The 25879-nt window shown below is 64.7% G+C and carries 24 protein-coding genes and 1 pseudogene; 9 read left to right on the forward strand and 16 right to left on the reverse strand.

The window, feature by feature from the left end:
* Positions 1-4 precede the first annotated feature (4 nt).
* The 7 genes and pseudogenes from V5279_RS11510 to V5279_RS11540 all read right to left on the reverse strand — a co-directional run bounded on the left by V5279_RS11510 (position 5) and on the right by V5279_RS11540 (position 7567).
* A complete protein-coding gene (locus V5279_RS11510; protein ID WP_338697367.1) occupies positions 5-1204 on the reverse strand; it encodes a PepSY-associated TM helix domain-containing protein in 1200 nt (399 codons plus the stop codon).
* A pseudogene (locus tag V5279_RS11515) lies at positions 1204-3518 on the reverse strand (TonB-dependent siderophore receptor). The gene V5279_RS11510 and the pseudogene V5279_RS11515 overlap by 1 nt, the downstream one beginning before the upstream one ends.
* A 269-nt stretch (positions 3519-3787) precedes the next feature.
* On the reverse strand, positions 3788-4021 hold the full coding sequence (locus V5279_RS11520; protein WP_338697369.1) for a hypothetical protein: 234 nt from the start codon (positions 4019-4021) through the stop codon (positions 3788-3790).
* 211 nt (positions 4022-4232) lie between these two features.
* On the reverse strand, positions 4233-5159 hold the full coding sequence (locus V5279_RS11525; RefSeq protein WP_338697371.1) for an acyl-CoA thioesterase: 927 nt from the start codon (positions 5157-5159) through the stop codon (positions 4233-4235).
* Positions 5160-5171: 12 nt separating this feature from the next.
* Positions 5172-6287, reverse strand: coding sequence for a hypothetical protein (locus tag V5279_RS11530; RefSeq protein ID WP_338697373.1), 1116 nt, complete (start codon positions 6285-6287; stop codon positions 5172-5174).
* 57 nt (positions 6288-6344) lie between these two features.
* Positions 6345-6761 (reverse strand): hypothetical protein, encoded by a 417-nt coding sequence (locus V5279_RS11535; protein WP_338697375.1) that lies wholly within the window; start codon positions 6759-6761, stop codon positions 6345-6347.
* Positions 6719-7567 (reverse strand): ABC transporter substrate-binding protein, encoded by an 849-nt coding sequence (locus V5279_RS11540; protein WP_338697377.1) that lies wholly within the window; start codon positions 7565-7567, stop codon positions 6719-6721. The genes V5279_RS11535 and V5279_RS11540 overlap by 43 nt, the downstream gene beginning before the upstream one ends.
* Before the next feature lie 202 nt (positions 7568-7769).
* Between V5279_RS11540 and V5279_RS11545 the strand changes: the two genes are divergently transcribed.
* The 9 genes from V5279_RS11545 to V5279_RS11585 all read left to right on the forward strand — a co-directional run bounded on the left by V5279_RS11545 (position 7770) and on the right by V5279_RS11585 (position 16757).
* Positions 7770-9323 (forward strand): long-chain fatty acid--CoA ligase, encoded by a 1554-nt coding sequence (locus V5279_RS11545; protein WP_338697379.1) that lies wholly within the window; start codon positions 7770-7772, stop codon positions 9321-9323.
* Complete coding sequence (locus V5279_RS11550) at positions 9320-10393, forward strand: phosphotransferase family protein (RefSeq protein WP_338697381.1); 1074 nt, start codon at positions 9320-9322, stop codon at positions 10391-10393. The genes V5279_RS11545 and V5279_RS11550 overlap by 4 nt, the downstream gene beginning before the upstream one ends.
* Positions 10390-10899, forward strand: coding sequence for a hypothetical protein (locus V5279_RS11555; protein WP_338697382.1), 510 nt, complete (start codon positions 10390-10392; stop codon positions 10897-10899). The genes V5279_RS11550 and V5279_RS11555 overlap by 4 nt, the downstream gene beginning before the upstream one ends.
* A gap of 187 nt (positions 10900-11086) precedes the next feature.
* Entirely contained in the window at positions 11087-12346 is a 1260-nt protein-coding gene (locus tag V5279_RS11560) for an aromatic ring-hydroxylating oxygenase subunit alpha (protein ID WP_338697384.1), read from the forward strand.
* On the forward strand, positions 12346-12843 hold the full coding sequence (locus V5279_RS11565; protein WP_038387409.1) for an aromatic-ring-hydroxylating dioxygenase subunit beta: 498 nt from the start codon (positions 12346-12348) through the stop codon (positions 12841-12843). Before V5279_RS11560 ends, V5279_RS11565 begins: the two co-directional genes overlap by 1 nt.
* A 241-nt stretch (positions 12844-13084) precedes the next feature.
* The gene (locus V5279_RS11570) at positions 13085-13879 is read left to right on the forward strand and encodes an enoyl-CoA hydratase/isomerase family protein (RefSeq protein ID WP_338697390.1); all 795 of its coding nucleotides are present in this window, start codon (positions 13085-13087) and stop codon (positions 13877-13879) included.
* Position 13880: 1 nt separating this feature from the next.
* Positions 13881-14630, forward strand: a complete 750-nt coding sequence (locus V5279_RS11575; protein ID WP_338697392.1) for an SDR family NAD(P)-dependent oxidoreductase — start codon at positions 13881-13883, stop codon at positions 14628-14630.
* A gap of 1 nt (position 14631) precedes the next feature.
* Entirely contained in the window at positions 14632-15567 is a 936-nt protein-coding gene (locus V5279_RS11580; protein WP_338697394.1) for an alpha/beta hydrolase, read from the forward strand.
* A complete protein-coding gene (locus V5279_RS11585) occupies positions 15564-16757 on the forward strand; it encodes an acyl-CoA dehydrogenase family protein (protein WP_338697396.1) in 1194 nt (397 codons plus the stop codon). Before V5279_RS11580 ends, V5279_RS11585 begins: the two co-directional genes overlap by 4 nt.
* 80 nt (positions 16758-16837) lie before the next feature.
* Here V5279_RS11585 and V5279_RS11590 read toward each other — a convergent pair whose 3' ends face one another.
* The 9 genes from V5279_RS11590 to V5279_RS11630 all read right to left on the reverse strand — a co-directional run bounded on the left by V5279_RS11590 (position 16838) and on the right by V5279_RS11630 (position 25875).
* Complete coding sequence (locus V5279_RS11590; protein ID WP_166298251.1) at positions 16838-17656, reverse strand: Crp/Fnr family transcriptional regulator; 819 nt, start codon at positions 17654-17656, stop codon at positions 16838-16840.
* Between the two features lie 35 nt (positions 17657-17691).
* On the reverse strand, positions 17692-18126 hold the full coding sequence (locus V5279_RS11595) for a hypothetical protein (RefSeq protein ID WP_338697399.1): 435 nt from the start codon (positions 18124-18126) through the stop codon (positions 17692-17694).
* A gap of 310 nt (positions 18127-18436) precedes the next feature.
* The gene (locus tag V5279_RS11600) at positions 18437-19180 is read right to left on the reverse strand and encodes an NAD(P)H-dependent oxidoreductase (RefSeq protein WP_338697401.1); all 744 of its coding nucleotides are present in this window, start codon (positions 19178-19180) and stop codon (positions 18437-18439) included.
* Between the two features lie 6 nt (positions 19181-19186).
* Positions 19187-20347, reverse strand: coding sequence for an ABC transporter substrate-binding protein (locus V5279_RS11605; protein WP_338697403.1), 1161 nt, complete (start codon positions 20345-20347; stop codon positions 19187-19189).
* 32 nt (positions 20348-20379) lie between these two features.
* The gene (locus tag V5279_RS11610; protein ID WP_338697405.1) at positions 20380-21426 is read right to left on the reverse strand and encodes a branched-chain amino acid ABC transporter permease; all 1047 of its coding nucleotides are present in this window, start codon (positions 21424-21426) and stop codon (positions 20380-20382) included.
* A complete protein-coding gene (locus V5279_RS11615) occupies positions 21426-22298 on the reverse strand; it encodes a branched-chain amino acid ABC transporter permease (RefSeq protein ID WP_338697408.1) in 873 nt (290 codons plus the stop codon). Before V5279_RS11615 ends, V5279_RS11610 begins: the two co-directional genes overlap by 1 nt.
* Positions 22299-24233, reverse strand: coding sequence for an AMP-dependent synthetase/ligase (locus V5279_RS11620; protein WP_338697410.1), 1935 nt, complete (start codon positions 24231-24233; stop codon positions 22299-22301). It abuts the gene before it with no gap.
* Positions 24233-25024, reverse strand: coding sequence for an ABC transporter ATP-binding protein (locus tag V5279_RS11625; RefSeq protein ID WP_338697412.1), 792 nt, complete (start codon positions 25022-25024; stop codon positions 24233-24235). The genes V5279_RS11620 and V5279_RS11625 overlap by 1 nt, the downstream gene beginning before the upstream one ends.
* Positions 25021-25875 carry an ABC transporter ATP-binding protein gene (locus tag V5279_RS11630; protein ID WP_029081468.1) on the reverse strand — a complete coding sequence of 285 codons (855 nt, stop codon included), beginning with the start codon at positions 25873-25875 and terminating at the stop codon, positions 25021-25023. The genes V5279_RS11625 and V5279_RS11630 overlap by 4 nt, the downstream gene beginning before the upstream one ends.
* Positions 25876-25879: the final 4 nt, after the last annotated feature.

Raw genomic sequence — 25879 nt, forward strand, 5'->3', positions numbered from 1 at the left:
CGGTTCATTCGCCCGGAACGAGGTGACCGACCGGCTGCCGCGCGAGGCGGCGGTGCCTGCGACGCGACAGATAGAGCAGGAGACCGGTCACGGTGAATAGCGGCATCATGGTGGCGGCCAGCATGAAGGCGAGCCTGCCGGGCCATCCCAGGATGGCGCCGCGGTGGATGTCGAGCACGCTGGCGAGGATGCGCTCGCCGAACGTCTTGTCGGCGTAGCGATCCGACGAGATCATGCGTCCGGTGACGGCATCGATGCGGAATTCGTCACGCACGCTCTCGAGCGACGAATCCCGCAGCCATGACCGTACGCGCACCGCCGTGCCCGCGCCGGCGGGCATCGTGAGCAGGGCCCTGCCGTACTGGGCGCCCTCCTGCACCAGAAATGTCGTCCAGACATGATCGAAGGTGAGCGGCTTCGCGTCGGCGTTTGCGTCCGCCTTGCCGTCGGCTGCGGCCCCGCGCAGCGGCTTGGGCTGCATCACGGCCGTCGTCGTTGCGGTGCGCGCCAGCAGCCAGTTGGCGCCGGCCTTGTACCATTCGAACGAGTACCACAGGCCGGTCAGCGTCATCACCAGGTAGACCGGCAGCACCCAGGTGCCGATCACGGCGTGCAGCGAGCGGTGCAGGCCGCGTCCGCGCAGTCCGAGGTTTGGCTTCAGCCACAGCTTCACGCTGCGCGCACGATGCGGCCAGCGCAGCACGAGGCCTGATATCAGCATCACGATCAGGCAGATCGCGGCGGACCCGGTGATCTTGCGGCCAATGCCATTGCCGTCGCCCGGCAACAGCAGCCAGCGATGCAGCTTGCGGACGGTGGCGAAGAAGTCCTCGCCGCGCGGCGAGCCGAGCAAATGTCCGTCATAGGGGTCGACATACACCGAGGACGGCCGTGAGCCGCCTTCGCTGCGCGCGAAGCGGATGCGTACGGCCGCTGACGGGGCGCTCGCCATCGTCACGGCGGAAGCCCGGCCGAAGTCGCCGGCCGCCTGCAGCCGTGCGACCAGCTCATCCGGCGTCAGCCGCCGCGTCGCACTGGCGTTGACGCGCATGATGTGGCCGTTCAGGCTGGCCTCGATCTCGTCCTCGAAAGCCATCGTCGCGCCGGTGATGCCGACCACGGCCCAGAGCAGCGCCAGCGCGAGGCCGGCGAGGGAATGGACCTGCAACAGCGCGGCCTTGATCGGGCGTCGGACATCACTCATCAGAACTTCACCGTCGCCGAGAGCGAGAAGCGCCGCGCGTCGCCCATCGCCACCGTGAGAATGCTGTTGGCGGAGGGATAATAGACGGTGTCGAACAGGTTCTTGACGTTGAACTGGTAGATCACCGGGAACGTGTCGACCTTGGTCTCGTAGGTCGCAAAGATGTCCGCCACCGTGTAGGCCGGCAGCACGAGCTGTTGGCGGCGTCGCCCGGCCGGTCGCCGACATAACGCGCACCGCCGCCGAGACGAAGCCGGCCGGGCAGCGCCGTGCCGAAATCGTAGACGAGGTAGAGCGAGGCGGTGTTGAGCGCAACGTTCTGCAGAGCCTTGCCGGCGAGTGTCGGATCTTCGGTCACGCGCGCATCGGTGTAGCCGTAGCTGCCGATCATGCTCCAGTTGTCGGTGAGCCGGCCGGTGACGTCGAGCTCGACGCCGCGCGAGCGGACCTTGCCGGCCGTGCGGTACTCGACGATGCCAGTCGCGGGATTGAGCTGCGAGACCAGCACGTTCTTCTTGTCGATGTCGTAGAGCGCGAGCGTGCCGGAGATCCGCTTGTTGTAGTCGAACTTGACGCCGGTCTCCCACTGGGTGCCCTCTTCGGGGGCGATGTTGGAGCCGATCACGACGCCGCCGATGAGCGGCGCGATGGTCGAGGTCGGCTTCAGCGATTGGGTGTAGCTCGCGTAGAGCGAGACCTCGTCGGTGAGTTTGAGAATGGCGCCGCCGAGCGGCAGTGCCTTGTCCTGCGAGACGTTGGTGTTGGTGATGAAGGGCCGGCCCTTGCCCGCGAGCTGGTCGTAATCCATGTAGCGCACGCCGCCGACCAGCGCGAAGCGCTCTGTCAGGTGCAGCGTGTCCTGGAAGAACAGCGACCACTGGCCGAGCTTGTCGGTTTGCGCGCTGTCGACGGCGGACACCGCGGTGCCCGGCGTGATCAGCCCGTAGACAGGATTGTAGAAGTTGAAGCTCGGCGTCGCCTGCCGGATCAGATTGTCGCGGTAGATTGTGCGGTACTGGCCGTCGCCGCCGAACAATATCTCGTTGCGGAAATTGCCGAGCCAGACATTGCCCTGCAAATAGGAGGTGCCGTAGCTCGCATTGCTGAGCGAGCCCTGCGTGCCGTCATTGCTGCGGGTCTCGACGCCGGTCGTGGCATTGACGCCGGTGATGCGGAGCTGGTTGGCGCTGAAGGTCTCGGTGTTGTAGCTGTAGGCGGCGAACAGCTTCCAGTCCCGGTTCAGGCGGTGCTCGACCGACGCCTGCATCAGGTCGGAGGTTCCCCACATGTTGTTGAAGGGCTCGTCGAGCCGGCGCGTCGCGGGGATCGCCAGCGGGGCGTTGTTGACGAACGCCGTGCCTCGGTCGAACGGCGTGATGAATTCGCGGTGCTCGTAATTGAGCTGGACCGTGGTGTTCTCGCCGTACCAGGCCAGCGACGGTGCGACCAGCATCTCGCGGTGGCGGCCGAAATTGCGCCAATAGTCCTCGCTCACGCCATAGCCGATGAAGCGATAGGCGAGGCCGCCATTACCGATCGGGCCGGTGACGTCGATGGTGCCGTCGGCGCCGGTCTTCGAGTTGACATAGGTCGAGCCGAGCAGGGTCACCGAGCCGTGCTGATAGAGCTCGGGGCGCTTGCTGATCGTGTTGACGATGCCGCCGGGATCCATGATGCCGTAAAGCAGCGACGCCGGGCCCTTCAGCACCTCGACGCTCTCGACCGACGCGTTGAGGCTGCGGCCCTGCACCAGCGGCATGCCGTTGCGCATGATCGAGCCGTCGCGATTGTCGCCGAAGCCGCGGCGCATCACCGCGTCCTGGGTGCCGGCCAGTGTGTTGGCCTGGGTGACGCCGCTGACATTGGCAAGCGCCTCATCGAGGTTGCGCGGCAGCTGGTCCTTCAGCACCTGCTCCGGCACGACGTTGACGGTCTGCGAGGTGTCGAGCGGCGAGGCGCCGCTGCGGAGCGTGGTCGCGCTCGGCATCGCGCGATAGTGCAGCTTGGCTTCGTTGAGCACTGCGGCGGCAGCCGCTGCCCGCTCCGACGGCGTCGGTGGCGCTGGCTGGGCATTCCGCATGCGCTGGCGTGCCGCGGCGGCTGCCTGCGTCCGCTGCGCCGATCTCGCAGGTTTGCGCTTCAGCGTCGGCTGGTCGACCGTAACAGGCGGCAACGGGACGCTCGATTGTGCGTTTGCCGGCGTCACCACGGCGGAGATATCGGTGAGCAGGAATGCCGCCCCAATCAACAGATGGGTGCGGCCCTTGTCGGCGGCATTTCGACGGTCGTCGACAACGCGGCCATCAGCATTCACAGGCACTCTGGTACTTCCGATTCACGCGAGCATATTCACGCCGCGCCTCTAGCAGTCGCCGCGCGCGAAAAGAACCGGAGCAGACTTGAATCTCTCTAACTGGATTGGATTTGAATCGTTCTAAGAAACAGCAAGGCTCGCGTGTCTGCGCGAGCCTTGCACCTCATGTCTTGATTGTCGCGTCCGCGCGTTAAATGGTTGCGCGAGCTGAGGCCGCGGTCGTTGTCCTGTCACACCTCAAGCGTAAGCGATGGAGCGCGCGATGCGCCTCACGACATCGCCAGGCTGACGGGCGCCGAGCCGACCACTCCCGTGCTCACGCCGTCGCGCGCCATCGATTCGATTGCGCTCCAGTTCTCGCGAAAGATCCGCGCCGCCTCGTTGGCGCTTTCCGCCTGGATCGTCAGACTGCACGCGCGTCTGGTGCCGTTGCTGGCAAGCTGGAAGTAGAGAACATATCCAGACGAATCCGCGCTCCGTGCGCCCGACGGTGCCTGCTGCATGTCAGTTTTCCCCGATAGTGTTTTTGTTGCGCCACCCGCAGGCAGGATTTGACAGAGATGCGGCACAGTCGTGATTCAAGACGTGCAATCTGCACGATCGCGCATTTTGTTTGCGTGTGTTGCCGGGATTCAACAGACGATGGAACCGATGACGCGCGGCGGCTGCAACCCGGCCGCGATCACGGCGTGCGCTCAACTGTCCCGGCGCGACCTACGCATCGCCGTCCGGATACACCATCAGGGTTTCCTGGATCGAGGTCGCGAGCATCGATCCATCGCGGTCATGGACGCGCGCAATCGACAGTCCACGGCCGCCATCGGCGCAGGGGCTCTCGGTTTCGACATGCATCCAGGCGTCGGGTGAAAATGCACGATGAAACCAGATGCAATGGTTGAGGCTCGACAAATAGAGCGGGGCGCGCGACTGCAAATCGCGGAGATGTCCGCCGACGCTGGAGAAGTTGAGCCACCAGTCCGAGAGATAGGCGAACACCGCGGCCTGGGCGCGGGAACCTGCCGTGAGTGGCTGCCTGCATCTGATCCAGAAGCGCAGGCGCGGCTCAGCCGTCGCAGCCGAGAGCTGACGTTCGATCTCGGGGATCCGGAAATCCATGCTGGGCTTGATGTGCGGAGAGTAGGGACCGAGCGGCCGCAGCTGCTCCATCAGCGCGTCGGGGATCATGGTCAGATCGGGCAGGCTCTCCGGATCCTCCGATGGTGCGAACGGCATCGCGTGCCGCGGACCCGGCTGCGGTGCACAGAATGTGGCCTGTGCGCTCAGCACCGTCCGTCCGTCGCCCTGGCTGCCGACGATATGGCGCGAGGAGAACCGCTTGCCGTCCTGCAGCACTTCGGCGTCAAAGGTGATGCGCCTGATAGGATCGGCGCCGCGCAGGAACACCAGCTGCAGCATCGCCGCCGGGCGATCCTCCGGCGCGCTGAGGGTCGCTGCCATCATCGCCTGCCCGAGGATCTGGCCGCCATAGGAGCGGCCGTTGAGATTGCCGTCGCCGAAGCGGCTGCGATAGCGCAGCGGTGCAACGGTCTCGAGCGAGACCAGCGCCTCGGCCGCCTTGCCGTCCCACGGATCGCACGCGGCTTCACTCTCCTCCGCGGCGCGGATGCCTTGTCCGTCCATCTTGCCCGTCCATCACATGGCCGGAAATTTCTGCGGTCCCGGATAGAGCGGATAGCCGGCGGCGACGCCGTATTCGCTGATGCCGTAGCCGGTCTCGTTGCCGCTTTCGAGCCGGACGACATGGTCCGACAGCGTCCGCGCGACGGCGCGGGTTGCGGCATCGTCGAGATTCCAGACGTCATGGGCGGCATGGGTCTCGCCGCGGTCATCGCCATGGGTCCAGCCCTGTAGCCCGCCATACATGCCGGCCTTGAGATAGAATCGCGTCGGCAGTCCGTGCATCCTGACGCGGCGCGGCTCGCCGCGCTCGAAGGCGAAGGTAAGGTCTGCTACCGCGATGGTCTGGCCGAGCGGATCGTCGGCCCATTCGATCCTGTGCTCGACCGAGGTGACCTCGCGATGCGACACCGATCCGTCGGTCTCGCGGCGGAACTCGGTGCCCGAGAGGTAATGCGGCTTGCCCGGCGTGCGCTCCTTGATGAAGATCGACAGCGCGGACTGCTCGAACTGGAACATCGACCAGGTCCAGAAGAAATTGCGATGGGTCGCAACCGGTGGCCGGGTCTCGTCGGTGCGCATCTCGGAGCGCAGGCCCCAGGAGCGGTCGCGCTGTCCCCACCACAGTTCCGGTTCGATGTCATAGCGCTTGCCATCGACCACGATCCAGCCGCGCCAGCGGCCGAATTGCGAGACGCGCGCGAGATCCTCCTCGACGACGCCGTTGCGCTCGCGAAAATTCTGCTTCTCCTGCGCCGCCGGAAAGCTCGCCTTGAATTCGAGCGCGAAGCTGATCCCGGACGGATTTTCGGCAAGCGAGATCCTGTGCAGACCCATGCCCTCGACGATCTCGATTCTGAGCCCGCCGACCTCCGTCTCCAGCGGGCGCGTCGCAAGCCGGCGCGAGGCGCGGAAATTGTGCTGGCGGCGGCCGACGGTGATGCCGGCAAAGCCGTCCATCACGTTGCGGTTCGGATAATAGCCGAGCCCGATATCGATCAGCAGCTCAGAGCCGTCGATCGGGTGCGCGGTGTACCAGTAGCGCTCGGTGAACCTGGCATCGCCGCCGCCTGCCTTGGCAAACGGCTGAGGCGTCTGGTGGCCGATGAGATCGTCCTGGGCTGTCAGCATTGTTCTTGTCCTTGGTGTTTGAGCCGGTTCGGTCAGTCGGATGCGCAGGCCGCGGGGTCAGTCCTTGGCCGGGCTCGCGCCCACGATGTCGCCGAACAGCACCCAGGTCTTGCCGTCGAACCGGGCGAAGCGGCGTTCGGTGATCGCCGCGTAATCCTGCGGCGTGGTCTGGATGGTGATGCCCGGCAGCAGCATCGGCAGCTCGATGCCGCTCAGATTGGTAGCCTGCTTCAACACGTCCTCCCGCGTGAGGTTGTCGCCGCAGCGCTGCAGGATGATCGCGCCGAGTTGCGCCGTGGTGTAGCCGGTCACCGCGATCACGTCGTTGGGATCGATGCCTGGCATATATTTCGCGGCGAAGGCGAGATAGTCGATCATGCCCTTGTCGCTGGCCCAGGCCGGATCGTTCGGCGTCTTGTAGGAGGTCGTGGTCAGGATGCCGGTCGATGCCTCGATCCCGGCGGGCACCAGCACGCCGGCGATCGAATTCGCGGTCGAGCGAGGAAGATCAGCGGCTTCCAGCCGAGCTCGTGGATCTTGCGGATCGCCATCGAGGCGAACTTGTTCTGCGCGGCGATCAGGATGGTATCGGCGCCGGAGGCCTTCAGGTTGACGATCTGCGAGTCGATCGTCGGCTCGGTCGATTGATACATCGCCTCCTTGACGATCATCGTGTCAGCTTTCGCGCCGAGCCCCTCCTTGAGGCCGAGCACAAAGTCCTTGCCGATGTCGTCGGCCTGCAGCAGCACGCCGATTTTTGCGTCCGGCTTCTCGCGCAGCACGTAGCGCGCGATGATCCGGGATTCGTTGACGTAGGTCGGCGAGTAGGGTGTCGTCCAGGGAAAATGCTTCGGATCGTTCCAGCGGGTGCCGCCGCTCTGCACCAGCAGATGCGGGACGCCGTTGCTGTTGAGATATTTCTGAATCGCGGCGTTGGTCGGCGTGCCGAACGGCGCCATGATCGCGAGCACCTTGTCGTTCTCGACCAGCGCGCGCGTCACCTCGACGGTCTTGGGCGGGCTATAGGCGTCGTCGCGCGTCACGAAGTTGATATGGCGGCCGTTGATGCCGCCTTTCTCGTTCAGCATCGCGAAATAGGCGAGCATGGTTTTCGGGAAGCTCGCATAGATCGACGCCGGGCCGCTGTAGGGCGCATTGGCGCCGAGCATGATCTCGGTGTCGGTGACGCCCGGACCATAGGCCTTCTGGGCATTGGCCGTTCCGAGCGCACCGGTGAGCGCGAACGCCCACACTGCAAGCGTGACCACTGGCTTTCGCATCTTCCCCTCCCATGACGCCCTCTTTTGCGGGGCTGGTTGATCCGGCGGTGGAAGCCTTCAAAGGCTTTACCCGTCGCGTCGGTTGTGTAATAATAGACCGTCTGTCCGGATTATCAACTTAAATCTCCGGGCGGCATATCGGCTTCACGTGCGACAGAAACATCCGCGCGCGTACGCGGCCGCATGACGGCGAGGAGGAAACATGAAGCTGACGCAGGCGCTGATCTCGGCGGTGCAGTTGCGCAAGGATGCGCCCGGCACCATCCATGCCGGACGGTCGCGGAGCTGGAAGGAGATCGGCCGGCGCGTCGCCTGTGCCGCGGGCGGGCTGCGGCGGCTCGGCATCGAGGCCGGCGACCGCGTCGCGATCCTCGCGCACAACAGCGATCTCTACATCGAGGCGCTCTATGCCATCGCCTGGGCCGGCGCGGTCGCGGTGCCACTCAACACGCGCTGGGCGGTCGCCGAGAATGCCTATGCGATCGACGATTCCACGCCAAAACTTCTGCTCGTCGACAACGCGTTCGCCGACATCGCGTCCGCCCTGCGTGGCGCAAAATCACTCACCGCAATGATCTATCTCGACGAGGGGCCGGTTCCCGACGGCATGCAGAGCTTTGACGAGCTCATTGCGCACGCGCCGGTCGAGGACGCTTCCGGCGCCTACAACGATCTTGCGGGAATCTTCTACACCGGCGGCACCACCGGCTTTCCCAAGGGCGTGATGCTGTCGCACGCCAACATCATCTATGAATCGCTGGTCTGGATCTACGCGCTCCGCTTCCGCGAAGACACCAGATATCTGCACTCGGCCGGTATGTTCCATCTCGCCGGGACCTCGCCGATGATCGCGCTGACCTTGGTCGGCGGCACCCATGTGACGATCCCCAAGTTCGAGCCCGAGCTCGCGATGAAGACGATCGCCGAGCACAAGGTCGATTACTGCCTGTTCGTGCCGACCATGCTCAACATGATGCTCAATCATCCGTCCTTCGGCAGCTATGATCTGGGCAGCGTCAGGGATTGCGAATATGGCGCCTCGCCGATGCCGGACGCGCTGCTGGTTAAGCTGATGCGCGTGCTGCCGAGCTGGCGCTTTCACCAGGGCTACGGGATGACCGAGAGCGCGGCGCTGGCGACGATCCTGCCCTGGGAATATCACGCGCTGGAAGGGCCGCTGGCGGCAAAGCGCAAATCGGCGGGCCGGGCGGCGCCGGGTGTCGAAATCCGCATCGTCGATGCGGCGGGCAACGAGGTGCCGCGCGGCACGGTCGGCGAGATCGCGATCCGCGGCGCCGGCGTGATGCTCGGCTATTGGCGCAAGCCCGAGGAAAGCGCGCGCGTGCTGCGCAACGGCTGGCTGCACACCGGCGACGGCGCCTGGATGGACGAAGACGGTTTTGTCTATATCGTCGACCGCCTGAAGGACATGATCGTTTCCGGCGGCGAGAACGTCTATTCCGGCGAGGTGGAGAACGCCATCTTCCAGCATGAGCATGTCAGGGAATGCGCCGTGATCGCGGTGCCCGATCCGCAATGGGGCGAGGCGGTGCACGCGATCGTGGTGCCGAAGGACGGCGCGCGGCTCGATCCGGAGACCGTGATCGCGCACTGCCGCACCCTGATCGCGGGCTACAAATGCCCGCGCTCGGTCGACATCCGTCTTGAGCCATTGCCATTGACCGGCTCCGGCAAGATCATGAAGTCGGCGCTGCGCGAGGAGAAGTGGCAGGGCTACACGAGGTCGGTCAATTGAAGCAGGAGGCCGCCAAACGATTCGACGAAGGGTCCAGTGCTGGGCCGGAGCATGTTCGGCCGGTCGTGGTGAATGACGACGCGGTGCGGTCGGCGCTTGCGCAGCATCTGTCGCGGATATCCGGACAGCAGACGGAGATCACGAGCTTCGGGCGCAAATCGTCGGGCTTCTCCTGGATCACATATGCTTTCATGGCTCGTTCCTCTGCTGAAGGAGACCGCAAGCTGATCCTGCGCGTCGGTCCGCCGAACGGGCTGTTTGCTCCTTACTCGGTGCTGCCGCAGGTTACTGCGCTGCAGTCGCTGGCCGGCACCAGCGTTCCGGTTCCGGCGCTGGTGTCCTCAGCGCAGGATGGCGCCGAGATCGGCTTTCCCTTCTTCATTTGCACGCATGTCGAGGGCGACGTTCCCGCGCCCTGGGCGGCGAGCAAGCTCGATCCCGACCACAAACGCGCGATCGCCCGGCAGTTCGTCGAGATCCTCGCCTCGCTGCACCGGATCGACGCAAGCACAACGCCCTTCGCGTCGCTGCAGCAGAGCGGGGAACGCGCCGAGTTGCGCGCGATCGCCGGTTGGCGTGCCTCGCTCGCGCGTCCGACCGCGCGCTATTATCCGCTGCTCGATTGGGGCGGACGCTGGCTGCAGGAAAACTGTCCGCAGCCGCCGCGCCGCACCATCGTGCATGGCGACTACCGGATCGGGAATTTCATCGAGGATAATGGACGGATTACCGCCATTCTCGATTGGGAGCTGACCCATCTCGGCGATCCCCACGAGGATCTGGCCTGGGCGATGATGCCGACCTTCAACGCCAGGAGCCGAAAACTCTATGGCGTGCTCGAGCGCGCCGAGGTGATCGATCTCTATCAGCGCGCCTCCGGCATTCCGGTTTCGGACAGGAGCCTTGCCTTCTACGAGGCCTATGCGCTGTACCAGGCGGCAGCGATCCAGATGTGCGCGGTGCGCGCCTTCGAGGTCGATCGCTTCAACGACATGCGGCTTGCCGTGATGGCAAGCCAGATGCCCTCGATCGTGCGGGCGTTCGAGCGCGCATTGGAGGCCGCGGCATGAGCGCATCTTTCGAGCGGCTGATCGACGGCATCATCGATGCCCTGCAAAGCCATGTGGTGCCGAACAGCAGCGATGATTTCGTCCGCGGGCAGGTGTTCTCCGCGATCTACGCGCTGAACGGCATCAAGCTCGCGGCCGACTGGAAGGCCGCGCCGCTGCTCGAGCAGGTGCGGCTGCAGGACGATACTTTCGCGGCGGTCAGGCGATTGGCCGATGGCATGACGCATCCGGAGATTCCGGCGACGCCCCGCATCCCGGGCGAGACGTCCGATCCTGCCGCGATCGAGGCGTTGCGCGACGATGGCGACCGGCGGCTCGGGCGGCTTCTGCTCTGGGCCAGCGGCGAGGACGCGCGCGCGGCGGACCGCGACATCGCGACGGAAATCGAACGCCTGCTGCGGCGTGCGATCTGCGACCAGCTCAAGATCGAACTCGCGACGACGCCGAAGTCGATGCTGCAACAGATCGCAGGCGGCGAACGCGACGGCGGCGCGGCGCAGGGCTGACGCTGCCGCACAGCTGGCTACCGGGAATTGCTCTTTGTGTGCCGCCCCGGGGATAAGCGGCAGCGTTCGCAAAGACGCTTGCCGGCCCGCGGCGACCGTGTTATTAATTGACCGAACGGTCGTTCGGATTATTATTGACGGCCGGCGAAGGCATCCGCGGCAAGCGGCCGGCGAGGGAGACGGAGCGATGAACATGATGACCGGCGTCCCGCCGTGGGAACGGCTGATCCGGCCCGACCGGGTCCATGGATCGCTCTACACCGATCCCGAGATCTTCGAGGCCGAACTCAAGAGCATCTGGTACCGGACCTGGGTCTATGTCGGCCACGAGAGCGAGGTCCCGAACGCCAACGACTACGTCGTCAAGTCGATCGGCCCGCAATCCGTGATCATGACGCGCGACGAGCAGGGCAAGGTCAATCTGCTGCTCAATCGCTGCTCGCATCGCGGCAACCAGATCTGTTCCTTTGAGCGCGGCAATGCGCGTTCGTTCACCTGTCCGTTCCATTCCTGGACCTTCGCCAATGACGGCCGCTTGGTCGGCTATGCCTTCCCGGATGGTTACGAGGGGCAGGACAAGTCGCAGCTCGCGCTCGGGCGGGTGACGCGTGTCGAATCCTATCGCGGCTTCGTGTTCGGCTCGTTCGCGGCCGATGGGCCGACTTTAAAGGAGCATCTCGGCGGCGCCGCCGAGACCATCGATCGCCTGGTGCGCACCTCGCCGGAGGGCGAGGTCGAAATCACGGCGGGCTTCCTCAAGCATCGCGTCAAGGCGAACTGGAAGTTCATCCTGGAGAACGAGTGCGACGGCTATCACCCGGCCTTCGTGCACACCTCGATCTTCGGCGTTGCCGACAGCATGATCGGCAAGCTCTATGGCGGCGCCTCGATCGCGCTGACGCGCGACTACGGCAATGGCCACACCGAGATCGACCTGCGGCCCGAGTTCCGCAAGCGCGACGCGCCAATGAGCTGGTTCGGCACCAGCGAGGAACGGTTGCCCGATTACACGGCGCGGATGAAGGCCGCCTATGGCGACACGTCGGCGCGCCAGATCATGATCGACGGCACGCCGCATGTGATGATCTTCCCGAACCTGTTCATCGCCGAGATCCAGATGTTCGTGATCCAGCCGCTCGGCGTCGACGACAGCGTGCAGCACGTCACCGCGCTGCAGTTCAAGGGCGCGCCCGATCTGAACCGAAGGCTGCGCCAGCAGACCATGGGCTCGGTCGGCCCGGCCGGGTTCCTGCTCGCGGATGACTCCGAGATGTACGAGCGCTGTCACCGCGGTGTGCTGGCGCTCAATCCGGAATGGATCTTCCTCGGCCGCGGCGAGAAGCGCCAGCGGCAGGATGAGCTCGGCTTCACGGTCGGCCACGTCACCGACGAGGTACCGTCGCGCGGGATCTGGACCCACTATCGCAAGCTGATGGAGCCTGCCTGATGCTGTCGCGCGAGAGCAGCGCCACCTTGATGAGCGCCATCACCGCCTTCCTCTATCGCGAGGCGCGGCTGCAGGACGAGCATCAATACGAGGCCTGGGAAAAGCTCTGGACCGACGACGGCGTCTATTGGGTGCCGGCCAACGGCGCCGACATCGATCCGGAGCGGCAGATGTCGATCATCTACGACAATCGCTCGCGGATCGCGCTGCGGGTCCGCCAGCTGATGACCGGCAAGCACTTCACCCAGACGCCGCAGTCGAACCTGCGCCGGCTGATCTCCAACATCGAACTGATGGACGAGCAGCCGGACGACGGCGACATCGCGGTCGCCAGCAACAGCCTGATCTTCGAATCGAGCCTGCGCGACGACACGCTGTGGGCGGCGCGCAATGAATACCGGCTGCGCCATGTCGATGGCGAATTGCGGATGGCCGCCAAGAAGGTCATCCTCGTCAACAACGACAAGGCGATCTACACGCTCTCGTTCCTGGTCTAGGGCAAGATGGGATTGGATCGAATTAAGCCGCAGGCTCCGCTCCACCTCGCCCCGCGTGCGGGCAGAGGTCGGAACGCATCGTTAGATGCGTTCCGGGTGAGGGGGAGTCTCCGCGGGCGCGTCTATTGCCGCATATGCGGAGACGGCCCCTCACCCCAACCCTCTCCCCGTAAGAACGGGGAGAGGGAGCACACCAGCGCAATTCGCCTCAATCTGACCTCGCTCTAGGGAAGGTCTCGCCATGATCGACAAGGGCCCCGTTCTGCTCGACATCACCGACGGCATCGCGCGGTTGCGGCTCAACCGTGCTGATGCGGCCAACGGCATGAGCGCCGAGCTGTTGAGCGCGCTGTGCGACGCCATCATGGTCTGCCACGGCCATCCGGATCTGCGCGTCGTGCTGCTGAGCGGCGAGGGCACGAACTTTTGCGCGGGCGGCGATGTCCGCGCCTTTGCGTCCAAGGGCGAGAAGCTGCCGGACTATATCCGCCAGGCCACCGCGTATCTGCAGAACGCGGTGACCGGCCTGCTGCGGCTGGAGGCGCCCGTCATCGCCTCGGTGCAGGGCTTTGCCGCGGGCGGCGGCGGCTTTGGCCTGGTCTGTGCGTCTGACATCGTGATCGCGGCGGAATCGGCGAAATTCCTGGCGGGCGCCACGCGGGTGGCGATGGCGCCGGATGCGGGCGTCTCCGTGACGCTGTCGCGGCTGGTCGGCCTGCGGCGGGCGATGTCGATCCTGCTGACCAACCCTGTGATCCCGGCGGCGGAAGCGTTGCAGATGGGCATCGTCACCAACGTCGTGCCCGATGCCGAGCTTGCCGACGCATCGCTGGCGCTGGCACGCGAGCTCGCGGCCGGCGCGCCGAAGGCGCTGGCGGCGACCAAGCGGCTGGTCTGGGCCGGCACCGGCACCAGCATCGAGCAGTGCCTGTCGGAAGAGGCGCGCACGGTTGCCGAGCTCTCGGGAATGGCCGATGCCCGCGAAGGGCTCGCCGCCGTGATCGAGCGGCGCAAGCCTGTCTTCACGGGGCGCTGAGGTGGCGACCTTGCCATTCGGACGTCTCGATGGCCGCCGCGCCTTCGTCTCCGGCGGCGCGCGTGGCATTGGCGCGGCGATTGTCCGCAGTTTTGCCGGGGCCGGCGCCAGGGTCGTGATCGCCGATCTCGACGTCGCTGCGGCCTCGGAGCTCGCGCGCGAGACCGGCGCTGACGTTGCAGGACTTGACGTCAGCGATGCCACGGCGGTGCAGGCCGTGATGGCGCAGGACGGTCCGTTCGACATTGTCGTCAACAACGCCGGCATCGATCAACACGCTTTCTTCACCGATACCACGGCGGAGGATTGGGCGCGGTTGATTGCGGTCAATCTCACCTCGGTGCTGGCCTGCACCCACGCCGCGTTGCCGGCGATGCAGGCGGCGCGGTTCGGCCGCATCATCAATGTCACTTCGGAGGCGGCGCGGCTCGGCTCCAAGGGCGGTGCGGTCTATTCCGCGGCCAAGGGCGGCGTGATCTCCTTCACCAGGAGCATCGCGCGGGAGAATGCGCGCTATGGCATCACCGCGAACGCGATCGCGCCGGGGCCGATCCGCACGCCGATGCTGGAACAAGCGGTCGCCAAGGGCGGTGGCAAGATCCTGCAGGCGATGACCGGCGCGACGCTGCTCGGCCGGCTCGGCGAGCCGGAGGAGGTTGCGGCTGCGGCGCTGTTCCTGGCCTCCGACCAGGCGGCCTATATTACTGGTGAGACGCTCGGCGTGTCCGGCGGCATGGGCATCGGCGGCTGAGATGAAGGGCGCGGGCGACGATATCGCAATCACGCCGGTCGATCGTACGATCGAGCGCTTGCGTGCGATCTATCGCAACTGGACCCGCGACACATCAGTGGCGCAGATGCGCAGCGATTGGGACTTGGCCTTTGCCGGCTGCTCGGTGCCGGTGACCTGCCGGCAGGTCTCCGCCGGCGGTGTCGACGGCGAATGGATCGTGCCGGCCGATGCGCTGCGTGACAAGGCGATGCTCTATTTTCACGGAGGCGGTTTCCGGATCGGCTCGGTCGCCTCGCATCGCGATCTCGCCGCGCGGATCGCCGATGCATCCGGCTGCCGGGTACTCACCATCAACTATCGTCTTGCGCCGGAGCATCGCTTTCCGGCCGCGCTGGATGATGCGCTGATCGCCTATCGGTATCTGCGAGATCAGGGATTGCGTCCGGCGGACATTGCCTTCGCCGGGGACTCTGCCGGCGGCAATCTCGTGCTTTCCGCGATGCTGGCGGCGCGCGACCGAGGCTTGCCGCTACCAGCCGCCGGCGCGCTGATGTCGCCCTGGACCGATCTCACTGCTGCCGGCGCGAGCTATCAGAGCAGGGCCGAGGTCGATCCGATCCACCAGCGCGCGATGATCCTGGCGCTGGCGAAGAACTATCTCGGCAAGGACGGCGATCCCCGTGATCCGCTGGCCTCGCCGCTTTACGCCGATCTCGCCGGCCTGCCGCCGTTGCTGGTGCAAGTCGGCGACCGCGAGACCGTACGTGACGACGCAACGGAACAGGCCGCAAAAGCGAAGGCCGCCGGCGTCGACGTCGAGCTGCAGATCTGGGACGGCATGATCCACGTATTCCAGATGTTCCCGGAGATTCCGCAGGCGGGCGAGGCGATCGCATCCCTCGCGAAATTTCTGCGCAAGCATCTTCACATCGGCCATCAGAGGGCGCCACAATGAACGTCATGACCTCGGACCCGCGCCAGCTCACCGAAGCCGAGTTCCATTTCTCGGAGCAGCCCAATCTGCCCGAGGAGCTGCGCATGCTGCGCGAGCAGGTGCGTCGGTTTGTCGAGAAGGAAGTGGTGCCGCATGCCGAGGCGTGGGAGCGCGACGGCAAGATCCCGCGCGAGATCTATCGCCGCATGGGCGCGCTCGGCTTTCTCGGCATGCGCCACGCCGCCGAATATGGCGGCACCGACATGGGGCCGCTGGCCTCGATGGTGTTCGCCGAGGAGCTGGGACGCTCGAGCTTTGGCGGCTTCACCTCCTCGATCCTGGTGCACACCGACATGTCGGCGGTGCACATCTCCTTGCGCGGCACGCCGGAGCAGAAGCAGAAGTGTTTGCCGGCGATCATCCGCGGCGAGACGGTTTGTTCGATCGCGGTGACCGAGCCGGACGCCGGCTCCGACGTCGCCGGCCTGAAGACGCGTGCGTGGCGCGATGGCGATAGTTGGGTGATCAACGGCGCCAAGATGTTCATCACCAACGCGGTCTATGGCGACATCCTGATCGTCGCCGCGCGAACCGATCCGCATGCCAAGGGCAGCCGCGGCATCTCGCTGTTCATCGTCGAGCGCAACACGCCGGGCATCACGGCAACCAAGCTCGACAAGCATGGCTGGCTCTGCTCGGACACCGCCGAAATCGCGTTCCAGGACGTGCGCGTGCCGGCGGAAAACCTGCTCGGCGAGGAGAACAAGGGCTTCTATGGCATCATGGAGACCTTCCAGAACGAGCGCATTTGCATCGGCGGCATCTGCGCCGGCGAATCCGCCAAGGCGATCGAGCTGACGGCGAACTATGTAAAGACGCGGCAGGCGTTCGGCGGTCCGCTCTGGAATCAGCAGGCGGTGCGATTGAAGCTCGCCCAGCTTGCCGCCAAGGCAGCGGCGGCGCGGGCGCTGGCCTATCAGGCCGCCGAACTCGCTGCGGCCGGACAGGAGTGTCTGCGCGAAGTGTCGATGGTCAAGGCGCTGTCGCCGGAGGTGCTGCACGAGGTCGTGCATGGCTGCCTGCAACTGCACGGCGGCTCAGGCTTCATGCGCGGCACTCCGATCGAGCGCATGGTGCGCGACGCCCGCGTGCTGACCATCGGCGGCGGCGCCACCGAGGTGATGCTGGAGGAAGTCGCGAAGCGGATGTGAATGGGCGCGCGCAGGCGTACCTAAAATGCGTGCACGGCAGTGTGACGCGCTATCCTTGCGAAGCGTGGATAGCGCGAGTCTCAAGGCACATCGCTGGCAGCCGTTACCTGCGGTCCGGCATTTTGTTGGACTACGGCTTTTTCGAGCCGCTCGATATTTTCCAGCAGGCGCCGGCTGGTCAGGATGAGGAAATAATAGCCGAATTGCGGATTCTGAAAGTAGAGTTCAAGCAGCCTGTCATAGGTGATAGTGAGAACTTGTCCGTCGTCTATGCATTCGACCGTCCCGGTCCGTCGGTTATTGGGCGTAAGGAAGCCAAGTTCTCCCATGAGACGTCCCGGCGGAAGCTCGACGTTGATCTCCTTGACCAGAAACCTCCCCGTGACGGTGAGAAACATTTCGGTCGCCGCATCACCCTTCTTGAATAATCTGTCGCCCCGCCGGTATTTGCGTTCGGTCATGAACGGTTTGAGCCATTCCATCGACATGTCACCCTGCGCCGCGTCACGTGCCTTTCTGACGAGCCTGAGCATTTGACGGAGGCGAACGGCATTGATCGGCACCATCAGCAGGTACAGGAGAAAAGTGCCGACGTTTCCGGAGAGCGCGCCAAAGGTCGCGAAGAATGAACAGCCTGCCATATTCGCGATGCGCAGCGGCACCATTGTCTGCATCAGCAAGGTGGCGACAAAGAAGATGGCGCCGACCAGTGCAAACATGTTGGCAAGCGTTATGTTGGCCAGCACAATTTCGAGCAGCCGATTGAACAACGCATCATAGGTGATGTTGTTGGGATCGAGACCCAGTTGAACCAAGATCTTTGCGACCCTGAGATTGTCCGCGGCCGTATCCAGCAGGCGGTTCAGTATTGTCGAAAGATCTGCGCTGTTGAGCTCCATTGGATCATCTCTTTGCGAAGCTGATGTTAGATTTCTCAAGTCGCCAGAAACGTGTAGGCGGCGATCAGGGCCACCATGGCTGCGAAAATCAGCAGGGCCGGCACGGATACCCGGGCGGCCGGTCTATCGGAAGCCCCTGCGGCCAGCCGAGCCGCCGGGGGCTTACGCGGTCTCTGGGACTGCACGGTGTCGTTATCCACGGATTTGGCGGGGGCATCCAGTTCTGGCGCCGCGCCACAGCCCCCCATCTCGCCATAATAACTGACGTAGACCTCTTGAATTGCCACTACCTTCGACTCGGCCTCGCTCATCCGCTCGAGCCTGGCTCGATAGCTGAGCAAGAACCCCTGCGCATTTGGCGGCAAGTCATCGAAACTGCCGAGCTTGGCCATCATAAGCCAGGTGGCAAAATCCACCTCGGCTTTGGAGCGGGCTTTTCGAGCGATCCGGGTGCCCGAGCGTGAGGCCATGACTATCTGACCGATTTGCAATGCAAAATCAAAATCGCGGGCATTGAAGGCGTTGGTTGGTCCGTCTGGGTGTGCGGGTTATCCAAGCGGACGTCAAGCACCTCGCGTCGACTTGCTTCCAGCCTGAGCTCAGGTCAACGCTCCCGACGCCTATTACTTTCCTATAATATTCCCGTCACACCCGTCTCGAAAGCATATATGTGACGCACCGTCAGCCAGCGGGGCCTCTCTTGATGGCTGCAATATGCTGCTGTTGGGTGGAAAGAGGAGGCCGCAGCGCTTTTGCGCGTCACAGAATCGGGGTACGCGCTTAGCTGGCAGGCTTGCCCTGGCCGACCGCCTTCGCCATCACGCCCGGCTTGAGGCGCCAATTCGGGCCAAAGTCCTGCAGCGGATGGAAGAACAGCGGCTCGGTGGCCTCGAGCTGCCGCAGCCGCGCGGCGTAGTCATCGAGATAGCGGTGCCGCGTCGCCTCGTCGACGAAATTCACTGAATACGACACGAAGGGCGGCAGCACCTTGCAGCCGGCATAGGCCAATGTGCCGTTCTGGATCGGCCATAGCACAACATCGAGTGCGCCGACGAGCCCGTCATGCGAGCACATGCCGGGATAGGCGGCGGTCGAGGTCACGACCATGGCGCGGCGGCCGGCCAGGCCGCCGGTGTCGTAGCGGCGGCCGGCGCCATAGATCGCGCCGTTGACGAACACACGGTCGATCCAGCCCTTCATGATGGCGGGGACGGAGAACCACCACAGCGGAAACTGCAGGATCAGGAGGTCGCACCACAGCAGCTTCTCGATCTCGGCCGTGATGTCGCCGCTGAGTGACTCCTGTTGCAAATTGTATTTCTGCTCGCGGTCATATTGCAGCCGGTCGGGAAACCGCCGTTCGCCAAAATCGTCGGCGGTTGCCACCGGGTTGAACCGCATGGCGTAGAGATCGGAGATCCTGACCGTGTGCCCGAGCGCGGTCAGCTCCGCCACCGACCGCGCCAACAGCGCCGCGTTGAAGGACTGCGCCTCCTGATGGGCAAAGACGATCAGGACTTTCATCGCGGCCTAGTCCACCGGCTTGAAGCTGAGCGTCGCGGCATCGGCCTGCATGATCTGCAGCTTCTGGTTGGAGAAGCGGACGCCGGGGCCAAAGCTGATCGGCGCCATCACGCCGGTCTCGACATTCTTGGTCTTCTCCAGCTCCAAGATGGTACAGGCCCAGGTCGGCTGCTTGCCGCAGCGCTCGATCGCTGCGATGAGCACCTTGGCGGCGGCATAGCCGGTCATCGTGTAGCGGTTGATGCCCTTGAACTCGGCTTCCGAGACCAGCGGCTTGGCTTTCTCCAGGAACGCCTTGCCGGCCGCGCCCGCGAACGGCTCGACATAGTCGACCGCGTAGATGCCGTCGCCCGCCGGGCCCATCAGTTTCAGCACCGGTTCGATGCGGCCGGGCCAGAAGATGCCGGTCACCGGCTTGATGCTGAGCTTCTCCAGCTCCTTCATCATCGCGATGTTCTCGGCGATGATGCCGCCGGCCAGGAATACCTCGGCGCCGGAATCCTTCAGCTGCAGCATGTCGGACGAGAAGTCCTGCTGGCCCTTCTTGTAATTGCCGCTGTAGACGACGTTCAGCTTCTTGGCCTTCACCACGGAATCGAAGCCGTCGCGCACGGTGATGCCGTAATCGTCGTCCTGGGTGATCAGGCCCCATTTCTTGCCGGGGTTCTTGTCGGCGAGGAAGTTGACGAGATGGATGATGCCTTCCTCGTAGGACTGGCCGACCACGAACACGTTCTTGCGCGGCGGCTCCCACAGGAATTTCACCGGCGCGACGTCGATCACGGTCGGGATACCGGATTTCTCCAGCACCGGCATCACCGCGATCGACTGGCCCGAGCCCGAGATGCCGATCATCGCGAACACCTTGTCGACATCGATCACCTTCTTGACGCCCTGGATGGTGCGCGCGGTGACGTAGCCGTCGTCCTCCAGCACATATTTGATCTTGCGGCCGTTGATGCCGCCGGCGGCGTTGGCCTCGGCGATCGCTATTCTGTGGCCGATCGAGGCGGCGACGCCGAGCAGGGCGGGCGGGCCGGTCAAGGGCTCGACGTCGCCGATCAGGATCTCGGTGTCGGTGATGCCGGGGTCCGCGGCGCATGCCGGGCCGATAGCAAGACAGGCGGTGGAAAGCAGCAGCGCAGCCGCCGCCAGATGCTTGATCATTGTCTCCTCCTCAGGTGTTGCGTCTTTTTTGATTAGTAGCGCAGCGGCCAGTGCACCCAGGTCCGCCTGATGTCGTGCCAGGCGCCGACCAGCCCGCGAGGCTGGAAGCGCAGGAACAGGATGATGACGAGGCCGTAGAGCATGCTCTTCAGCTCCTGCGCGCCGGTCGTGAAGCTCGCGTCCAACTGTGCGCTGAACAGGCTGAAGATGAGCCTTGTCGCCTCCGGCAGCAGCACGATCAGGATGGTGCCGAGCACTGCGCCGAGTGCCGAACCCAGTCCGCCGACGATCAGGATCGCCAGCGCCTCGATCGAGAGCAGGAACGGAAAGCCCTCGACGCTGACGAAGGAGAGATAGATGCCGTAGAGCGCGCCGGCGATGCCGGTGATGAAGGCCGAGGTGACGAAGGCGAACAGCTTGTAGGCATGCAGATTGATGCCCATGACGCGGGCCGCGGTGTCGTTGTCGCGGATCGCGACGAAGGCGCGGCCGACCCGGCTGCGGCGGATGTTGAGGGTCGCGAGCAGAGTCAGAACGGCGATGCCGAGGCAGAGATAAGTAAAGGCCGCATCGCTGTCGAAGCTGATGCCGAAGATTTCCGGCCGCTGCACCTGGATGCCGCGGGCGCCGTTGGTGAGCCAGCGCATCTCCAGGATCACGGTGTTGATGATGAAGGAGAAGGCGAGCGTGGTGATGGCGAGATAGAGCCCCTTGAGCCGCAGCGACGGCGCGCCGACGATCAGGCTGGCCAGCGCCGGCACCACGCCAGCCCCGAGGAAGCCGACCAGCGGCGGCATGTGGTACCTCGAGACCAGCACCGCATAGGCATAGGCGCCGGTGACCAGGAACCCGACATGGCCGAGCGAGATCAGGCCGGTATAGCCGGTCAGGATGTTGAGGCCGAGCGCGCCGGTCACTGTGATCAGGATGATCATCAGGAACGACAGCGCGTAGGAGTTCAGCAAATGAGGGGCCGCGATCAACGCCAGCAGCAGCACCGCCGACCACAGCCAGACCGGCGGGGAATCGATCAGCGCGACCAGTTCGCCATAGCTCTGCTTGTAATCGCCGGTGCGCATCAAACCCTCTCGATATCGCGTTCGCCGAAGATGCCGAACGGGCGGACCATCAGCACGACGATGATCATGGCAAAGCCCGCTACCTCCTTCATGCCGGAGCCGACATAGCCGCCGGCGAGATTTTCGGTGATGCCGATCAGCAGGCCGCCGAGGCCGGAGCCGAGCACGGCGTCGAGGCCGCCCAGGATGGTGGCCGGAAACGCCTTCAGCCCGAGCTGAAACATCGCCGGCGACAGATCGTAGGACAGTGCGAAGAACACACCACCGATCCCGGCGATCACCGAGGACGCGGCCCAGGCCAGCGCATGCACGCGGGTGGCGCTGATGCCCATCAACAGCGCGGTGCGGTCGTCGGCCGCGACCGCGCGCATCGCCACGCCGACCTTGCTGTAGCGGAAGAACGCCCAGATCGCAGCGAGCAGCAAAAGCAGCGTCGCGATGACGGCAAGCTGGCCGGTGCGTACGCCGATGCCGCCGAGATGCACGATGCCGCGGCCCATGCCGATATCCAGCCCGTGCGGATAGGCGTCCCAGATGAAGTTGATCGCCGAGCGCAAGATCACCGCGAGCCCGATCGTCACCATCACGGTCGCGAACACCGGCTCGCCCAGCATCGGCCGCATCACGAAGCGCTCGATGATGAGGCCGAGCACGATCGCGGCGAGGATCGCTCCTAATGCGACGACGAACACATTGCCGCTGACCGTGGTCGAGATGGTCCAGGCGATATAGGCCGTGATCATGGTCATCTCACCCTGGGCGAAATTGACCAGCCCGGTCGACTTGTAGATCACCGCAAAGCCCATCGCGATCAGGCCGTAAATCGCGCCGATCGCGAGCCCCGAGATCAGGAGCTGGATGAGATACTGCATTCAGCCCTCCGTCCGGTAGATGATGGCGAGCTCGCGCGCGAACTTCTTCTCGATCATGGCGCGGCGCACTTTCTGCGTGGCGGTCAGCTCGCCGTCGTCGTGGTCGAGCTCCTTTTCGAGGATGGCGAAGCGCCTGACGTTCTCGACCCGGGCGAAGCGCTTGTTGGTCTCATTGACGATGCGCTCGACCAGCTCGTGCACCTCCGGCAGCTGCGACAGCGACTTGTAGTTGGTGTAGGCCAGCGCGCGGTCGCGCGCCCAGCGGCCGACATTGTCGTAATCGACCTGGACGATGGCGCCGAGATACCTCTTGGCCTCGCCGACCACGATCGCTTCCTTGATGAATTCGGAATCCTTCAGCGCGTTCTCGATCTCCGAGGGCGCAATGTTCTTGCCGCCGGCGGTGATGATGATCGCCTTCTTGCGGTCGACCACGGCGATCTCGCCATTGTCGAGGACGTCAATGATGTCGCCGGTGCGCAGCCAGCCGCCTTGTTCCAGCGAAGCCGTCGAGGCCTTCTCGTCGAGGAAGTAGCCCTTGAAGACGCCGGGATTGCGCAACAGGATCTCGCCGTCGGCGTCACACTTCCATTCGGTCTGCGGCAAGGGCACGCCGCAGCCGCCGATCCGGTGGTGGCTTTCGATCTGGATGAAAGCGACGCCGCCGCTTTCGGTGAGGCCATAGCCCTGTGACACCGGGCGGCCGATGATGTCGAAGAAGCGCAGCGTCTCCGGCGAGATCGAGGCGCCGGCACAGAGTCGGTGACGACTGGTCGCGAAGCCGAGATGGCGCTGCAGATTGCGGAACATCAGGAGATAGAGCAGGCCGTAGGCGGCGCGATCGAGCCAGTTGTCCTTCCCGGCCTGCCGGCGATCCGACAGTGTGCGCCCCCAGGCGAGGCAGGCCCTGGTAAAGCTCTGTCGCAGCCGGCCGCTCTCGCCGAGCCGGAACAGAAAGCCCTGCTGCAGTTTTTCGTAGATGCGGGGCACGCCGACGAAGAAGGTCGGCGCGATCTCGCGGATGTTGATCGCTACGGTGTCGATCGATTCGGCAAACGAGACGGTGCCGCCGAGCACGAGATGGGTCACCGTGCCGTAGCAACGCTCGGCGACGTGGCAGAGCGGCAGATAGCTGACCGCCTCGAGCGGCTTGTCGGCGATGCCGACGGCTTTGGCATAGGCATAGGCGGCGTAGACCAGATTGCGGTGGGTCAGCATCGCGCCCTTGGGCGGACCCGTCGTGCCCGAGGTGTAGACGAGGATGCAGACATCGTCGGGCGCGCTTTGGCTGATCAGGCGATCGAGCGTGGCGTTGGCCTCCGGGTTTTTCAACGCGTAGGCCTTGCCGCGCTCGCACAATGCGGTGAATGACATCAACTCCGTTTGGCGGTAGTGCCGCAGGCCCTTCATGTCGATGCAGACGATGGCCTCGAGACCCGGCAGTCCGCCATTGTTGGCCATCGCGTCGAGCACCTTGTCGGTCTGCTCCTGGTCGCCGGTGACGACGATCCGGGCGCCGGAATGCTTGACGATATATTGCAGCTCGACCCAGGGATTGGTCGGGTAGATTCCGACCGCGACCGCGCCGATCATCTGGATGCTGAGATCGGCGTAAAACCATTCCGGCGAGTTCTCGCCGGCGATGGCGACGCGGTCGCCCGGCTTAATGCCGAGCGACAGCAGGCCGAGTGCGACCGCGCGCGCGGTCTCGTAATAGTGCCGCCAGGAATAGGGATTCCAGATCCCAAAATCCTTCTCGCGCAGCGCCAGCGCCTTGCCATGCATGGCGGCGCGCTGCCGCAGCAATTGTGGGATGGTGATGGAAGCATTCTCAAGCGCCGCCTGGAACGCGTCGGCGTTCGTTGCCGGCGGATTGCGCGGCGCGCTCGCCTGCATCGGCGGGTGAGCGGTGCGCAGGCTGTCCATCGCCGACATCACGCGCCCACCTTCATCGCCTCAGTGCGCTGGCCGCCAAGATAGGCCTCTGCGACCGCGGGATCACGCCTGACCTCGTCGGGCGTCCCTTCGGCGATCTTGCGGCCGAAATTCAGCACATGGATGCGGTCCGAGATGTCCATCACGATGCGCATCTCATGCTCGATCATCACGACGGTGATGCCGAGCTCGTCGCGGATGTCGAGCACGAAGCGCGCGATGTCCTCGGTCTCCTCCTGGTTCATGCCGGAGACCATCTCGTCGAGCAGCAACAGTTTCGGCTCGCAGGCGAGCGCGCGGGCGAGCTCGACGCGCTTCTGCTGGCCGTAGGACAGCGTGCCGACCACGGCGTCCCTGATATGCTCGATCTCGAGGAATTCGATGATGTGCTCGACCCGCTGCCGCGCCGCGATCTCCTCCTTGCGGGTGCGGCCGAAGAACACCACGGCATCGAGCACGGTCGAGCGCAGATGGGTGTGGCGGCCGGTCAGGATGTTCTCGACCACGGTGCCGTGCTTGAACAGCGCAAGGTTCTGGAAGGTGCGGCCGATGCCGACCGCCGCGAATTTCCACGGCGAAATGGTCGAGAGGTCAAGGCGATCGAAGGTGATGCGGCCGCCGCTCGGCCGCAATACGCCTGAGATCATGTTGAACAGCGTGGTCTTGCCGGCGCCGTTCGGGCCGATCACGCTGCAGATCTCGCCCGAGCTGACTTGAAGGCTGACATCGGCGACCGCCTGCAGGCCGCCGAAGCGTTTTGACAGGTTCTCGATCGCAAGCAGCGCGGTCACGACAGCCACCGCTTGCGGCGCTTGTAGTGCTTGACGTCGCGCAGGCTCTTGCGGCCGGCGGAGGAGACGCCGAGATAAAACTCCTGGACGTCCTCATTGGCGCTGAGCTTTTTTGCCGTACCGTCGAGCACGACGCGGCCGGTCTCCAGGATGTAGCCGTAGTCGGCGATATCGAGCGCGCGCTGTGCGTTCTGCTCGACCAGCAGCACCGTCATCTTCAGCTCGTCGCGCAGCCGTACGATCACCTCATAGATGCGGTCGATGATCAGCGGCGCGAGGCCGAGCGACGGTTCGTCGAGTGCCAGCAGCACGGGATCGGTCATCAATGCGCGACCGATCGCGAGCATCTGCTGCTCGCCGCCGGACATGTAGCCCGCGATCTGGTCGCGCCGTTCATGCAGCCGCGGGAACAGCGCAAACACCTTGTCGCGCCGCTCGCGTGCCTCGGCGCCGGTCCTGGTATAGCCGCCCATCTGCAGGTTCTCGTCGATGGTCAGCGCCGCGAACACGCGGCGGCCCTCCGGCACCTGCACGATGCCGCGGCGGACCAGCTCGTCCGGCGCAAGATGATGCACCTCGTCGCCCCGGAAGCGGATGCTGCCGTTCTCGATCACGCCTTCCTCGGTGTAGAGGATGCCGGACATCGCCTTTAGCAGCGTCGACTTGCCGGCACCGTTGGAGCCGAGCAGGGCGACGATATTGCCCTCGGGCACCGCGATCGAGACGTCGCGGATCGCCTCGATCGCGTTGTCGTAGACGATCCGGATGTTGCGGAATTCGAGCAGGCCGTCCCGCGCCGGCGCAGTGAGCGGCGCTGCTTGCGGCGTCGGATGCGGGATGGTCGTCGGCATCTTG

Origin of the sequence: Bradyrhizobium sp. 26S5 (genome assembly GCF_036923295.1) — a bacterium.
In the GTDB taxonomy this organism is placed as follows: Bacteria; Pseudomonadota; Alphaproteobacteria; order Rhizobiales; family Xanthobacteraceae; genus Bradyrhizobium; species Bradyrhizobium septentrionale.

Excerpts from the sequence above, each read along its gene's own strand:
- V5279_RS11510 (WP_338697367.1), bottom strand. The coding sequence starts at position 1,204 with ATGAGTGATGTCCGACGCCCGATCAAGGCCGCGCTGTTGCAGGTCCAT.
- V5279_RS11605 (WP_338697403.1), bottom strand. The coding sequence starts at position 20,347 with ATGATCAAGCATCTGGCGGCGGCTGCGCTGCTGCTTTCCACCGCCTGT.
- V5279_RS11565 (WP_038387409.1), top strand. The coding sequence starts at position 12,346 with ATGCTGTCGCGCGAGAGCAGCGCCACCTTGATGAGCGCCATCACCGCC.
- V5279_RS11525 (WP_338697371.1), bottom strand. The coding sequence starts at position 5,159 with ATGGACGGACAAGGCATCCGCGCCGCGGAGGAGAGTGAAGCCGCGTGC.
- V5279_RS11560 (WP_338697384.1), top strand. The coding sequence starts at position 11,087 with ATGAACATGATGACCGGCGTCCCGCCGTGGGAACGGCTGATCCGGCCC.
- V5279_RS11540 (WP_338697377.1), bottom strand. The coding sequence starts at position 7,567 with ATGCGAAAGCCAGTGGTCACGCTTGCAGTGTGGGCGTTCGCGCTCACC.
- V5279_RS11570 (WP_338697390.1), top strand. The coding sequence starts at position 13,085 with ATGATCGACAAGGGCCCCGTTCTGCTCGACATCACCGACGGCATCGCG.
- V5279_RS11530 (WP_338697373.1), bottom strand. The coding sequence starts at position 6,287 with ATGCTGACAGCCCAGGACGATCTCATCGGCCACCAGACGCCTCAGCCG.
- V5279_RS11580 (WP_338697394.1), top strand. The coding sequence starts at position 14,632 with ATGAAGGGCGCGGGCGACGATATCGCAATCACGCCGGTCGATCGTACG.
- V5279_RS11545 (WP_338697379.1), top strand. The coding sequence starts at position 7,770 with ATGAAGCTGACGCAGGCGCTGATCTCGGCGGTGCAGTTGCGCAAGGAT.
- V5279_RS11520 (WP_338697369.1), bottom strand. The coding sequence starts at position 4,021 with ATGCAGCAGGCACCGTCGGGCGCACGGAGCGCGGATTCGTCTGGATAT.
- V5279_RS11585 (WP_338697396.1), top strand. The coding sequence starts at position 15,564 with ATGAACGTCATGACCTCGGACCCGCGCCAGCTCACCGAAGCCGAGTTC.
- V5279_RS11590 (WP_166298251.1), bottom strand. The coding sequence starts at position 17,656 with ATGGAGCTCAACAGCGCAGATCTTTCGACAATACTGAACCGCCTGCTG.
- V5279_RS11595 (WP_338697399.1), bottom strand. The coding sequence starts at position 18,126 with ATGGCCTCACGCTCGGGCACCCGGATCGCTCGAAAAGCCCGCTCCAAA.
- V5279_RS11610 (WP_338697405.1), bottom strand. The coding sequence starts at position 21,426 with ATGCGCACCGGCGATTACAAGCAGAGCTATGGCGAACTGGTCGCGCTG.
- V5279_RS11620 (WP_338697410.1), bottom strand. The coding sequence starts at position 24,233 with ATGTCGGCGATGGACAGCCTGCGCACCGCTCACCCGCCGATGCAGGCG.
- V5279_RS11630 (WP_029081468.1), bottom strand. The coding sequence starts at position 25,875 with ATGCCGACGACCATCCCGCATCCGACGCCGCAAGCAGCGCCGCTCACT.
- V5279_RS11600 (WP_338697401.1), bottom strand. The coding sequence starts at position 19,180 with ATGAAAGTCCTGATCGTCTTTGCCCATCAGGAGGCGCAGTCCTTCAAC.
- V5279_RS11555 (WP_338697382.1), top strand. The coding sequence starts at position 10,390 with ATGAGCGCATCTTTCGAGCGGCTGATCGACGGCATCATCGATGCCCTG.
- V5279_RS11615 (WP_338697408.1), bottom strand. The coding sequence starts at position 22,298 with ATGCAGTATCTCATCCAGCTCCTGATCTCGGGGCTCGCGATCGGCGCG.